14 protein-coding genes are annotated in these 13,078 nt (G+C 57.3%); 1 reads left to right on the top strand and 13 read right to left on the bottom strand.

The genetic code is table 11. From position 1 onward, the window contains the following. Positions 1-322: 322 nt before the first annotated feature. The 6 genes from HALA3H3_RS09030 to HALA3H3_RS09005 all read right to left on the bottom strand — a co-directional run bounded on the left by HALA3H3_RS09030 (position 323) and on the right by HALA3H3_RS09005 (position 5,976). Positions 323-1,435 carry a TRAP transporter substrate-binding protein gene (locus tag HALA3H3_RS09030; protein WP_009286225.1) on the bottom strand — a complete coding sequence of 371 codons (1,113 nt, stop codon included), beginning with the start codon at positions 1,433-1,435 and terminating at the stop codon, positions 323-325. 168 nt (positions 1,436-1,603) lie between these two features. Beyond that, complete coding sequence (locus tag HALA3H3_RS09025; RefSeq protein WP_022521229.1) at positions 1,604-3,010, bottom strand: TRAP transporter large permease; 1,407 nt, start codon at positions 3,008-3,010, stop codon at positions 1,604-1,606. Beyond that, positions 3,010-3,570, bottom strand: coding sequence for a TRAP transporter small permease subunit (locus HALA3H3_RS09020; protein ID WP_009286227.1), 561 nt, complete (start codon positions 3,568-3,570; stop codon positions 3,010-3,012). Before HALA3H3_RS09020 ends, HALA3H3_RS09025 begins: the two co-directional genes overlap by 1 nt. Positions 3,571-3,671: 101 nt before the next feature. Further along, complete coding sequence (locus HALA3H3_RS09015) at positions 3,672-4,505, bottom strand: endonuclease/exonuclease/phosphatase family protein (protein ID WP_089691363.1); 834 nt, start codon at positions 4,503-4,505, stop codon at positions 3,672-3,674. Between the two features lie 5 nt (positions 4,506-4,510). Further along, complete coding sequence (locus tag HALA3H3_RS09010) at positions 4,511-5,143, bottom strand: thiol:disulfide interchange protein DsbA/DsbL (protein WP_053857157.1); 633 nt, start codon at positions 5,141-5,143, stop codon at positions 4,511-4,513. A gap of 203 nt (positions 5,144-5,346) precedes the next feature. Further along, positions 5,347-5,976, bottom strand: coding sequence for a c-type cytochrome (locus tag HALA3H3_RS09005; RefSeq protein WP_022521226.1), 630 nt, complete (start codon positions 5,974-5,976; stop codon positions 5,347-5,349). 350 nt (positions 5,977-6,326) lie between these two features. Between HALA3H3_RS09005 and yihA the strand changes: the two genes are divergently transcribed. Beyond that, the gene (gene yihA, locus HALA3H3_RS09000) at positions 6,327-6,965 is read left to right on the top strand and encodes a ribosome biogenesis GTP-binding protein YihA/YsxC (RefSeq protein WP_009286228.1); all 639 of its coding nucleotides are present in this window, start codon (positions 6,327-6,329) and stop codon (positions 6,963-6,965) included. Here the strand turns inward: yihA and HALA3H3_RS08995 are convergent. Genes HALA3H3_RS08995 through argH form a run of 7 tightly spaced genes read right to left on the bottom strand, consistent with a single transcriptional unit; the run spans position 6,938 to position 13,026 of the window. Next, positions 6,938-7,696: an HAD family hydrolase gene (locus tag HALA3H3_RS08995; RefSeq protein ID WP_022521225.1), complete on the bottom strand. Its 759-nt coding sequence runs from the start codon at positions 7,694-7,696 to the stop codon at positions 6,938-6,940. The genes yihA and HALA3H3_RS08995 overlap by 28 nt on opposite strands. Beyond that, positions 7,693-8,637 carry a tyrosine recombinase XerC gene (locus HALA3H3_RS08990; protein ID WP_022521224.1) on the bottom strand — a complete coding sequence of 315 codons (945 nt, stop codon included), beginning with the start codon at positions 8,635-8,637 and terminating at the stop codon, positions 7,693-7,695. The genes HALA3H3_RS08995 and HALA3H3_RS08990 overlap by 4 nt, the downstream gene beginning before the upstream one ends. Further along, a complete protein-coding gene (locus HALA3H3_RS08985; protein WP_022521223.1) occupies positions 8,630-9,340 on the bottom strand; it encodes a DUF484 family protein in 711 nt (236 codons plus the stop codon). Before HALA3H3_RS08985 ends, HALA3H3_RS08990 begins: the two co-directional genes overlap by 8 nt. Before the next feature lie 16 nt (positions 9,341-9,356). After that, positions 9,357-10,190: a diaminopimelate epimerase gene (gene dapF / locus HALA3H3_RS08980; protein WP_022521222.1), complete on the bottom strand. Its 834-nt coding sequence runs from the start codon at positions 10,188-10,190 to the stop codon at positions 9,357-9,359. Then, complete coding sequence (gene lysA, locus HALA3H3_RS08975; protein WP_022521221.1) at positions 10,190-11,461, bottom strand: diaminopimelate decarboxylase; 1,272 nt, start codon at positions 11,459-11,461, stop codon at positions 10,190-10,192. The genes dapF and lysA overlap by 1 nt, the downstream gene beginning before the upstream one ends. Before the next feature lie 33 nt (positions 11,462-11,494). Continuing rightward, positions 11,495-11,626, bottom strand: coding sequence for an LPS translocon maturation chaperone LptM (lptM, locus tag HALA3H3_RS27320; RefSeq protein ID WP_022521220.1), 132 nt, complete (start codon positions 11,624-11,626; stop codon positions 11,495-11,497). Continuing rightward, the gene (argH, locus tag HALA3H3_RS08970) at positions 11,623-13,026 is read right to left on the bottom strand and encodes an argininosuccinate lyase (RefSeq protein ID WP_022521219.1); all 1,404 of its coding nucleotides are present in this window, start codon (positions 13,024-13,026) and stop codon (positions 11,623-11,625) included. Before argH ends, lptM begins: the two co-directional genes overlap by 4 nt. Positions 13,027-13,078: the final 52 nt, after the last annotated feature.

The following is a 13,078-nucleotide window of genomic DNA, read 5'->3' as shown; positions in this document are numbered from 1 at the left end:
GGATTTACATCATGGCGTTCCGTGCAAGTATCGGGCTTTGGTGAGTGTAGCCACCTTACCCCGCCATGACGCCTCGTATCCGCTTCCTGTTCGTCAGGCCAGCGTTTTGCCTCGGGCTGCCTTCAGATTCCCCCTCGCGAGGGACACCCTTGCCGTCGGCTAGCACTTCCCCTTGCAGGGCGTGCAGGGGACTTTCACCCCCAAGTCATCCTGAAGCACCACCCCCAGGAACAGCGCCGGTCAAGGCGCTGCGCGCCATGCCTGGCGCACCACACAAAAGCCGCCCGAAGGCGGCTCGTTAGTGTGCATCAAGCACGGCAAACTATTGCGCGGTGTCACCTTCCGGGTTGCGGGCGTTGTAATACGCCTGCTCGGAGATGGCGTGGTAATCCTCGACCTTCTCCTGGAACGCTTGATAGGAGTCATAGATACGCGTAGCTAATTCGCTCGATTCAGCCAGCTCGGCGACCACATCTTGAGAGTGCTCACGCGCCTGGGCCAGTACGTCATCGGGAATGCGGCGTAGCTCAACATCGTGCTCGTTCACCAGGGTTTCCAGCGCATCGTTGTTACGTGCGGTGTACTCATCCAGTACGCTCTGGTTAATGTCGCTAATAGCGGTACGCAGGATCGCCTGCAAATCCGCTGGCAGCTCCGCGAAAGCCTCTTCGTTAACGATTGCCTCAAACATGACCGTCGGCTCGTGCCAGCCTGGGTAGTAATAATAGTCGGCGGCTTGATGCAGTCCGAATGCCAGGTCGTTGTAAGGGCCAATCCACTCTGTTGCGTCAATCGCACCGGATTGCAGCGAAGTAAATATCTCGCCGCCCGGCATATTCACAATCGCGACACCCATGCGGCTCATCACTTCGCCACCCAGGCCCGGCATACGCATTTTCAGTCCGTCGAGGTCGGCAACCGAATTGATCTCTTTGTTGTACCAGCCGCCCATCTGCACGCCTGAGGCACCCGCCACCATGACGTCAACGCCGAAGTCATCGTAGAGCTCGTTCCACAACTCCATACCGCCGCCATAGCTTAGCCAGGCGTTCATCTCTTGTGCATTCATGCCAAACGGCACGGCAGCAAAGAACTGCGCAGCAGGCGCTTTGCCTTTCCAGTAGTAGGAGGCGGAGTGGCCTAGCTCAGCGGTACCGTCAGAAACGGCGTCAAACACCTCAAACCCCGGTACCAACTGGCCAGCACCGAAGACTTCAATGGTCAGGCGGCCATCCGACATTTCATCGACCAGCTGGGATAACCGCTCGGGACCCTGACCAACACCTGGGAAATTTTTCGGCCAGGAGGTGACCATTTTCCAACGGAATTCTTCCTCTTGCGCCTGGGCGTGATTATCAACGCTAGAGACTGCCAACAAACTGGCGGAAAGTGCAGTCGTCATGGCGATGGCAGTAGGGAGTGTCTTGGCTTTCATACAATAACCCTCTTACTTTCTATTATTACTATTATGAGTAGGGAATACTCCGCCTAGCGTAGAACACTAGGCGGTTTACTTCAGGCCATTAATGGCTATTTACTGCTTATTAATTAGGTTGCCACTTCTTAACGTTGATAGCAGCGATGTTTTTCAACTAACCCTTTATTAGCCAAACTGCGCTGGCAGCCACGTTGCCAACTGCGGGAAGAACGTTAGCATCAGCAACATACCCAGTTGCATTAGGATAAACGGGATAACGCCACGGTAAATAGCCGAGGTAGATACAGATGGCGGCGCTACGCCACGCAGATAGAACAGCGCAAAGCCGAACGGCGGCGTTAAGAACGACGTTTGTAGGTTAATCGCGATCATGATGCCCAGCCAAATCGGGTCAAGGCCCATGGCAAGCAAGATCGGCCCGACAATGGGCACCACCACAAAGGTGATTTCGATAAAGTCGAGAATAAAGCCGAGCAAAAAGATCACCAGCATAACGATGATCGTCGCGCCGACCACCCCACCAGGCATACCCTCGAACAGTTCGGTCACCATGTGTTCGCCGCCGTAAGCACGAAACACCAGCGAAAACAGCGCTGCACCGATCAGGATCAAAAACACCATGGTAGTCACGTGAGTGGTCGAACGCAGCACGTCCTTCAACGTCGCCCAATCGAGCTGACGATAAGCCAGCGCCAGCACTAAAGCGCCGAAGGCGCCTACCGCTGAGGCCTCGGTCGGCGTGGCAAAACCACTAAGAATCGAGCCCAGTACCGCCACAATCAGCACCACCGGTGGCACCAACCCTTTGAGCAGTAGCATGCCAATCCCTGAGGTATGACCAAGCTCGGCCATCAACTCTTCACGGTCGGCAGCAGGCGCCATATGCGGACGCAACCAGGCCACCAGGGCCACATAGACCATGTACATCACGACCAGAAGTAGCCCAGGCACCAGCGCGCCCATAAACAGGTCGCCCACGGAGACCGTTTTAGGGCTGAAGATACCCATATCCAACTGCGCCTGCTGATACGCCGATGACAGCACATCACCAAGCAGTACCAAGGCAATGGAAGGCGGAATAATCTGCCCCAGAGTGCCGGTGGCGCAGATGGTGCCGGTTGCCAACGAGGTGCTGTAGCCACGCTTTAGCATGGTGGGAAGCGACATCAGCCCCATGGTGACCACCGTGGCCCCCACAATACCGGTAGAGGCAGCCATCAGCATACCCACCAGGGTCACCGAAATACCCAGGCCACCGCGCATGGCACCAAACAGCAGAGCCATGGCATCCAGCAGCGTCTCAGCCACTTTGGATTTTTCCAGCAACACGCCCATCAAGACAAATAGCGGCACCGCCAACAGCGTTTGGTTGGTCATTATGCCGTAGAGCCGGTTGGGCAAGGCGGCAAGATAGCCACTATCAAAGTTAGCGTCGATACCGATGGCTTCCAACCCGAGTCCCATTCCGGCAAACAGCAGCGCCGTGCCCGCCAGCGAAAGCGCCACGGGAAAGCCGAACATCAACACAATACAGATAACGGCAAATAAAATAACTGGCATAAATTCCAGCATCAAACACGCTCCTCAAGGTGATTGCCACCAGCAGCTCCCGGCGTTATCCGCCCGGTCATCACGTAGCCATTGCGCACAATTTCAATCACGCCTTGCACGATCATCAGCACGGCAAACAACGGTATCAAGGTTTTCAGAGCGTAGACTGCCGGAATACCGCCGTAATCGGAGGAGGTCTCCAGAATACGCCAGGAGTTGGCCACGTAGCCCAGACTGGAAGCGATGATAAAGACCATCACTGGAATCAATAGCGTGATAATGCCCACCACATTGATTAACGCCTGGCGACGCGGGGTCATGCCTCGATAGAAGATATCCACCCGCACGTGGCCGTCGTGGCGAAACGTATAGGCGGCAGCGAGCATAAACACGCTGGCGTGCATATACATCACTAGTTCTTGCATGAAGATGCTATTCACACTGAAGGCATAGCGAAGCAGTACAATCGCGAACTGAATCAACATCATAAGGATGATCAGCCACGCAAGGGTACGCCCGAACCATTCGGAAGCGCGGTCCAGCGCACCAATAAAAGCAGGTAGTTGTGTTGTGTCCGACATGGGAGTGTCTCGCGTAAAACGGCTAAGGGGATCAGCGTCCCAGACAATAGCGCATATACGCGGACAATGCAGCGCTCACGGAGTGCACAGCGTGCTTATTATTAAACGCTTGAACGAATTGCCGCTAAACAGGCCTCGGGCAAGGGTAAATCGACAGCAATCGGCAGGTGGTCAGAGAAGAGATGATCCAGCACCCGCACTTCGGCGGCCTCTAACGATTGCGAAAGCAGAATATGATCCAACGCATGGCGCGGCTGCCAGGAGGGGTAACTGAACAGGGGTTTAACCGGGTGCAGCGGTAGCGACGCACTAAAACGCTCGTGAGCGTGCAGTTGGTCAGGGGTGCAGTTGAGATCCCCCATGACCACCACGTGGCGCAGTGGTTGAATAATATCGCTTAAGTAGTTGAGCTGACGCACCCGGCCGCGGTGGCTTAGCGCCAGGTGGGCAACAAAGATATGCAGCGCATCAGGCCCTTCGCCAAAGCGGGCGTGAATCGCACCGCGCCCTGGCATTGCCCCCGGCAAACGGTGCTCTTCTATTTGGCTGGGTACCAAGCGCGAGAGTAAACCGTTACTGTGCTGGGCAATGTGCCCCAGATTGCGATTGAGCTGCTGAACATGATGGGGAAACCCCGCTTGGGCAGCGAGATACTCCACCTGATTGACGCGGCTTGAGCGAAAACTACCGCCATCGACCTCTTGCAGCCCCACCACGTCAAACTTGCTCAGCACTTCGCCCATCACGTCCAGCCGCTTCTGGCGACGCGGGTTGGGCAGTAGGTGCTGCCAACTGCGCGTAAGATAGTGATGGTACGCCGAGGTCTGGATGCCCACCTGCAAATTAAAGGTCAGCAAACGCAAGTGCCCATCTTCAAACAGCGTCGAGCGTGAGCCATTGATGGCTGTTGTGTCACGCTCCCTCGCTTCACGCAACACGGTTACTCTGTGCGCTCTTCACGCACCTGCTCAACCAACGCTTCAGCGACTTTCGGCATGTTTTCCAGGCTACCGGCTGAGCTCGGCGTCACCAGAAAACGGCCATCAATCACCAGGGCAGGCACACCCATTAACTTCATTTTGCGCATACGGTTATTGGCATCATTCACTTCGCTACGCACACCAAAGTCAGTCAGCGCTTGCTTGGCCTCTTCTTCGCTGACGCCGTAGTTGGCAAAGAAAGCAGCAATCTCATCGGGCTCTGTGAGCGACTGATTTTCCTGATGAATGGCGTTAAAGAAGTCGGCGTGTAGCTCCTCTTCGATACCCAGCGACTCAGCTGCATAGAATGCTGTAGCGTGGGTATTCCAATCCCCACCCATGGTGGCGGGCATTTTGACGACACTAACGTCATCGTCCAGGGTCTCGTACCACTCATTAATCGGCGTTTGCAGGCGGTAGCAGTGCGGGCAGCCAAACCAAAATACTTCGGTGACTTCAATTTGCCCGTCATCAACCTGGGTTTCTACCGGCGTTTCAAGCAGCTCATAATGTTGGCCTTCAACCACTTCCTGGGCACTCACTGCCGCAGAAAGCCCCAAACCGGCCAGTGCGACCATTAACGTTTTAAACATCGCTCGCGTTTTAGACATTGTAAAAGTTTCTCCATGGGTAAGCGAAGGGTGAGACCGTGGATACATTAGCGGGTTCCCTCAGTTAGCAAACGTTGCCAAGAACGTTGCCTAGTGAGAACCCGCAAACGGCATAAGGAAGTATGTAGGCTGTCTATGTGTGGTTTTAAACGCCCAGGGTTAGAACGTTAGTTCAAACCCAACACTTAGTTTAAACCCAATACATAGTTAGCCACTGCTTCCATATCGTTGTCGCTCATTTTTGAAGCGATGTCGCCCATGATGTTATTGGGGCTATTGTTACGATCACCTGAGGCGAATGCCTGCAACGTTGAGACCGTGTACTGAGCGTGCTGCCCAGATAGACCGGGGTAAACGGCGCTGCCGATACCGACACCCGTTGGCGTATGGCAGGCTGAACAGGCAGGAATGCCCTTGGACATATCACCAGCGCGGTAAAGCTCTTCACCGCGAGCCAGCAACTCAGCGTCTTCGTCGCTGGTCTGGCCCAAGTTGGCATCCTGGCGCGCAAAGTGTGCTGCCACATCCCAGGCATCCTGGTCGGAGAAGTCATCCACTTGGCCGGCCATTTGGGGAACCATGCGGTTGCCGTCGCGGATATCCATAATCTGTTTCGCCAGATAGGACATCTGCTGACCCGCTAGATTAGGGAAAGCGCCCGATGGGCTAATGCCCTGTTGCCCATGACAGGCGGCACAGGTCTGGGCCATTTCCTGGCCAGCGGATGCGTCAGCATCAGCTTGATAGTCCGTTTGAGCGTGGGCGATGCCAACGGCGCCCATGGTAATTGCTAGGCTTGCCAGTAACTTTCTCATTGCTATTCCACTATGCCGTTTTATGTTTGACTGGTACGCACCCTGGGCGCTTCCCAGGTTTCACAAGTTACCAGGGTTAGCTCCGCCAATACCAACCTTCGCTAATACCAACAACGTATCGCGATGGTACACTAGCGCCCCAGGTCGCAGATATAAACCGCTTGCATTATAACGAATCACCCCAGCGGCGGGAATGCAAGTGCTGGACTGCTTTAGGGGTAATTCGTCGCGGTACTGCTCTCAATTCTCTATCATGAGTCGCTATCATGCGTTCTACTTTATCGAAGCGATAGAGAGGTGATAGTGCGCAGAGTAGGCCGCTTTTATGTTCGTTTTTCAGGATCAACCCAATGACTACCCCCCATGATAGCCCAGTCCCTCGGCTGAACTACCCGACGGCAAGTTTTCTTATCAGCGCCCCCACCCTGGCCCTGTGCCCGGATGATACCGGCGCAGAAGTAGCCTTTGCCGGGCGTTCAAACGCGGGCAAATCCAGTGCTATCAACGCATTAACGCAACAAAATGCGTTAGCGCGCACCTCGCGCACACCGGGGCGCACCCAACTGATCAACTTTTTCAGCGTTATGAACGACGAGTCGCGGCGTTTGGTCGACCTACCCGGCTACGGTTACGCCAAGGTGCCGGAGGCGGTCAAGCTAGAGTGGCAAAAGCACCTAGCCGAGTACCTGCGCAACCGTTTCAGTCTACGCGGCTTAGTACTGCTAATGGACGTGCGCCACCCGCTCACCGAGTTCGACCAAATGATGCTCGATTATGCTGACCAGCGCGGCATGCCGGTGCATATTTTGCTCACCAAAGCCGACAAACTGAAAAAAGGCCCTGCCAGCGCTGCGTTGCAAAAAGTGCGCTCACGCTTGAAAGAGTGGGAAGACCTCGTCTCTGTTCAGCTGTTCTCTTCACTCAAGCGCGACGGCGTCGATACGCTGTCCCAGAAACTCAATCAGTGGCTGTATACACCGCCAGAATGATGCGCCTCTAACTTCTCGAGAATGCTGGGCAGCTCTTTAATATGGGCAATACGATGCACACGCGGGGGGAGCGGCTGATCCTCCGCTTCAGAAATCCATACCGCGTGCATGCCCAGCTGCTGGGCAGGGAGCACGTCCTCCTGCCACGAATCGCCCACGTGCATAGCGCACTCGGGGGCGACGTTTAAGCGCGACAGCGCGGTGAGGAACGGCATCGGATCAGGCTTGGGCGCCAGTAACTCGCCCGCGGCAATGGCCACCGGAAAGTAGCCAGCCAGCGGCTGACGTTGAAGATGAATATTACCGTTGGTGATCGCCGCCAACTGATAGCGCTCTGCCAGGGCAGCCAGCAGTCCGGCCGCTTCTGGATGGGGCGTGACCTGCACGCGCAGGCGGTGAAACTCATTCATCGCTGCTGCTGCCCACATCAACGCAGCACTGCGGTGCAGACCTGCGTGTTCTAACTGGGCCTCCAGTGAGCGCAAACGTAGCCAAGTGAAGTCGCCGCGCCGTTCGGGCACCTCTTTTGCCAACTGTTGACGGCGCTGCAGATAATCCAGCCCGCCGCTTTCGTGGGATAACGCCAGCGCTGTTTCCTGGCGTGCCGCTCGCCATGCCTCAAGTGCCTCCAGTAGCCAGCGGTAGTGGCCCTCTTCGGTACGCGCCATGACTCCGTGGTTGTCCCATAGGGTGTCGTCCAAATCGAAGGTAATGGCCTGCAGCATCGTCATGGTTTGCTCCTGGGGCTATTCTTACTGTCGTTGGGGCCTCGTTTAGCACGGGGGTGCGCTGCGTCGTAGCTGGTCGCCAGATGCTGCCAATCAAGCCGGGTGTAGATTTGCGTGGTCGATAGATTGGCGTGCCCCAACAGCTCTTGCACGGCGCGCAGATCCTGGCTCGACTCCAACAGGTGACTGGCAAAGGAGTGCCGCAAACGGTGCGGGTGCAGGTGTTCGGGCAAGCCACGGGCAATCGACAGCTGAGCTAAACGCTTTTGAATGGCACGATGGCCCAAGCGCTGCCCGCGCTGGCCCACAAATAGCGCCTGCTCAGTAATAGGTGCCAGCGCTGAGCGACATCCCAGCCACTCAGCCAGCGCCTGCTGGGCGCGGCGCCCTACCGGCACCTGACGCGGCTTGCCGCCTTTGCCGATCACCCTTACCCGGCTATTCTGCAAATCGCCCAAATCAAGCGCCGCCAGCTCCGCTAAGCGCAGGCCACTGGAGTAAAACAGTTCAAGAATAGCCTGATCTCGCACGCCCAGCGGCGAGCCATCGTGGGGGGTATCGAGAAAGCGCGCCAGGGCATCGACATCCACCGGGCGCGGCAGGTGGCTGGGCTGTTTGGGCGTACGCAGTAGTCCCACCGGGTTATCGACCAGCACACCCTGCTTGACCAGGTAATCGGCGAAGCGGGAAAGTGCCGCCCGCCGCCGGGCAAGGCTTCTAGGCGCCAGCCCCCGGCTACGCTCCGACCCCAGAAAAGCCCTCAGCAGAGCGGTATCTAACGCTGCAGGATTTGTCACATCGCGTCGCTCGGTGAAGTTACACAGTGCGGCCAAATCATGCTGATAAGCCGCCACCGTGGCAGGGCTAGCATGGTATGCCAGCGCCGCTAAAAAAGCCTCAACGCGCTTGGCTATCGTTATTTCCGTTGGAAGAGCTTCAGCCATAGTCGCCCAGGCGCACCAGCAGGCGCGCGACGATATCACCCAAGTACTCAGTGAACAGCGTATCCATGCTGGCCCGATAGGCGTCAGGGCTGGGGCTGGCCAGCAGCAAATAGCCCAAAGGGTCACCCGCCGAGAGCCGTGAAATCGCACAGGAACCGGCTTTGCGCGGCGCTTTGACATGGGGCAGCAAGCACTTCCAGTCGCTGACGCTAAGCTTCACACAGCGGCTAGTGCGGCCATCCAGCAGCGCCGACAGCCGTGTGCTGGCATGTTGATCAAGCACGTGCCGTGGCGGTTGAGGCGGCGTCGGTTCACTATCGCTTAACGTGGCCGGACACCACAGCGCCATGGCCGGGGTTTCAAAGCGCTCGCTAAGCTGAGTGGCCAATGCTTGCGCCAGCGCATCGCGATCCGGCGCTTCCACCAGGGCTATCAACGTTTCCCGCAGCCGGCGGTACTGGGACTCGTTATGGCGAGCGGTTTCCAGCAGGTGCTCCAGGCGGCCCTCGGCGGTTTCCGCGCGCTTGCGCAGGTCTAACACCAAGCGTTCTAGCAGTGACACCGCCCCGTCGATATGCGGGTGGGGCACCTGCAGCTGCTGCAGTAACCCTTCACGACCGACGAAAAAATCGGGATGACGCGCCAGCCAGAACGCCACTTGATCAGGCTCGAGCGTTTTGCGGGGTTCAGGGGCTTGTGACATCGCCGTTCTCCTCGAATTAATTAAGTGCTACGCGGCCATCGAAGACGCGTGTAGCTGGCCCCACCATCGTTAGCGCCCCTTCAGGGTCAGGCCACTCAATGCTGAGCTCTCCACCGGGTAAATGGACTTTTACGGGGCTTTTTAGCAGCCCCTGGCGAATACCGCTGGCCACTGCAGCGCAGGCACCGGTACCGCAGGCCAGCGTTTCGCCACTGCCGCGCTCATACACACGCAAACGAATTTCACTGGGCGAGAGTACCTGCATAAAGCCCACGTTAACACGCTTGGGAAAACGCGGATGCGCCTCTACCAACGGCCCGAGGCGCTCCACCGGGGCGCTATCAACGTTCTCAACCTGCATCACAGCATGTGGGTTTCCCATAGAGACCACGCCGATCTGCAGCGTTTCATCACCCACTTGTAACTGATGCAGGGGTTGATCCCCAGGGGCATCGAACGGCAGCGCCAAAGGGCTAAACCGCGGGCGGCCCATATCCACTCGCACCATACCGTCGTGCTGCACGGTCAGCACCAACGGGCCCCCGGCGGTTTCTACGTGGATTTCATGCTTGTGGGTCAATCGCTGATCGCGCACGAAGCGGGCAAAGCAGCGTGCACCGTTGCCACAATTTTCCACTTCACTGCCGTCAGCATTGTAAATGCGGTAGCGAAAATCCATCTCTGGATCCCGGGGCGGTTCGACGAGCAACAACTGATCAAAGCCAATGCCGAAACGCCGGTCTGCCAGTGCACGAATCTGAGCTTCGTCCAACCGGGCGCGCTGAGTGACTAGATCCACCATGACAAAGTCATTACCCAGGCCATGCATTTTGGTGAAGTGTAACAGCATCAACGCCCCCCTTCGGGCAGCAGCGCTTCACCCGCCCACAGACTGGCAACGGTTTCCCGCGCGCGCACCACATGGCAGCTGTCGCCATCAACCATTAACTCGGCGGCGCGAGGGCGACTGTTATAGTTCGACGCCATAACAAAACCGTAGGCCCCCGCCGAGCGCACCGCCAAAAGATCGCCTTCGGTAATCGCCAGCTCGCGTTCCTTACCCAGGAAGTCACCCGTTTCACACACTGGGCCCACTACGTCGTAAAGGGCGCTTTCGCGTGTTTGACGAGTATCCACCGGCACAATCGCCTGCCAGGCCTGGTACAGCGCCGGGCGAATCAGGTCGTTCATGGCCGCATCGACAATGGCGAAGTTCTTGGTCTCTCCGGGCTTGAGAAACTCTACCCGAGTGAGCATGACACCCGCATTGGCGGCGATGGAGCGACCGGGTTCAAACAGTAACGTAAGCGCTTCGCCACCTTCCCAACGCGAAAGCCGCGCCAGCAGTTGGCTAGCGTAATCAAACGGCTGGGGCGGCTTTTCATCGCGGTAAGGCACGCCTAAACCGCCGCCTAAATCCAGGTGCTCGATTTCGATGCCCCGCTCACGCAGCCGCTCCATAAGCACCAGCAGGCGATCAAGGGCGTCCAGGAAAGGCGCGGTTTCAGTTAGCTGTGAACCGATGTGACAGTCGAGCCCCTTCACCTGCAAATTGGGCAGGCTTGCGGCTAGTTCGTAAACCGCCAGCGCTTCATCCACCGGGATGCCGAACTTATTATCCTTCAAACCGGTGGAGATATACGGATGAGTACCCGCATCCACGTCTGGGTTGACCCGCAACGAGACCGGGGCAATTTTACCCAGCTCACCGGCAACGCGATTCAAGCGTTCAAGTTCGGGGCGTGACTCAACGTTAAAGCACTTAATGCCCACGTCCAGCGCACGAACCATTTCATGGGGCTGCTTGGCAACGCCCGAAAACACTACTTTCGCCGGGTCGCCACCGGCTTTTAGCACCCGTTCAAGCTCGCCAATGGAAACAATATCGAACCCCGCGCCCAGCTTGGCCAACAGGCCCAGCACCGCCAGGTTGGAGTTGGCTTTCACCGCGTAACAAATCAGGTGCGGATGGCCACCCAGTGCTTCGGTATAGGCGCGAAAGTGACGTTCAAACGTCGCTTTTGAGTAGACGTAGCAGGGCGTGCCGAACTCGTCGGCAATGCGTGACAGCGGTACATCTTCGGCATACAGCACGCCATCGCGGTAATTAAAATAGTCCATGGTGCTCTCCCCTTCTCCTGGGCCTGCAGCTATCTATTCAGACGCCTGGGCAGATTGCTCGTCAGCGGGTGCATCTTCCGGCAGATAAAGCGGCCCTTTTTGCCCACAGCCGACAACCGCGGTTAACAGCAGCGCCGAAAGGGCCATGATTGCCAGCGTTTTCATGCGCCCGCCTTGAGCGCACTCAGCGCCTCACGCGCTCGCTGTGCAGCTGCCCGCACCTGGTTGGGTGCTGTGCCACCAATATGGTTCCGGGCGGCTACCGAGCCTTCCAGGGTCAACACCTCGAACACATCCTGCTCGATGGTATCGGAGAACTGTTTGAGCTCATCCAGGCTCATCTCAGACAGGTCTTTTTCGCTTTTAAGACCATACGCCACCGACTGCCCGACGATTTCGTGGGCGTCGCGGAAGGCCACGCCTTTGCGCACCAGGTAGTCGGCCAAGTCCGTCGCGGTAGAGAAACCACGCCGCGCCGCTTCATACATGCTGGCTTTCTTGGGCTCAATGGCGGGCACCATATCGGCAAACGCTTTTAAGCAGTCGCGCACGGTATCTACTGCATCGAACAGCGGCTCTTTATCTTCCTGATTGTCTTTGTTGTAAGCCAACGGCTGCGATTTCATCAGCGTTAGCAACGACATCAGGTGGCCGTACACGCGGCCGGTTTTGCCGCGCACCAGCTCAGGCACATCGGGGTTTTTCTTCTGCGGCATGATTGAAGAGCCGGTGCAGAAGCGGTCGGGCAAGTCGATAAAGTTGAACTGGGCGCTGGTCCATAGCACCAGTTCTTCGCTCATGCGCGAAAGATGCATCAGTAGGATGCTGGCAAAGCTGGTGAATTCGATAGCGAAGTCACGATCCGAGACCGCGTCCAGAGAGTTCTCCGTTGGACGGTCAAAGCCTAGAAGCTCTGCCGTAACGTGGCGGTCAATCGGGTACGTCGTCCCTGCCAGCGCAGCGGCGCCCAATGGCATGACGTTGACGCGCTTGCGGCAGTCCAGCAGGCGCTCGTGATCCCGGGCCAGCATCTCTTGCCAAGCCAGAATATGGTGGCCAAAGGTGACCGGCTGGGCGGTTTGCAGGTGGGTAAAACCGGGCATAATGGTCTCGGCTTCACGATCAGCCAGTTCGATCATGCCTTCACGCAGACGCTTGAGCTCCACTTCGATAACATCGATCTCATCGCGCATAAACAGGCGAATATCGGTGGCGACCTGGTCGTTGCGCGAGCGCCCGGTGTGGAGTTTTTTGCCGGTAATACCGATCTTTTCGGTCAGCCGCGCTTCGATGTTCATATGCACATCTTCCAGCGGCACCGACCAGTTAAACTCGCCGCGCTCGATTTCGCCCTGAATCTCGTTCAGGCCATTAATAATCGCATCACGCTCGTCATCGGTGAGCACGCCTACCCGAGCCAGCATAGTGGCGTGGGCGATGGAGCCCTGGATGTCCTGGGGGGCCAGGCGCTGGTCGAAATTAACTGACGCGGTGAAGCGTGCAACAAAGGCATCGGTGGGCTCGCTAAAGCGACCGCCCCAAGACTGATTCGTGGCTTGGCTCATCGAAGATATATCCTGCTGACAAAACAATGGAGTCGTTAGCAGAAAGTGTACC

This window comes from Halomonas sp. A3H3, assembly GCF_000982975.1.
In the GTDB taxonomy this organism is placed as follows: Bacteria; Pseudomonadota; Gammaproteobacteria; order Pseudomonadales; family Halomonadaceae; genus Vreelandella; species Vreelandella titanicae.
This window is presented reverse-complemented; position numbering and strand designations above follow the sequence as displayed.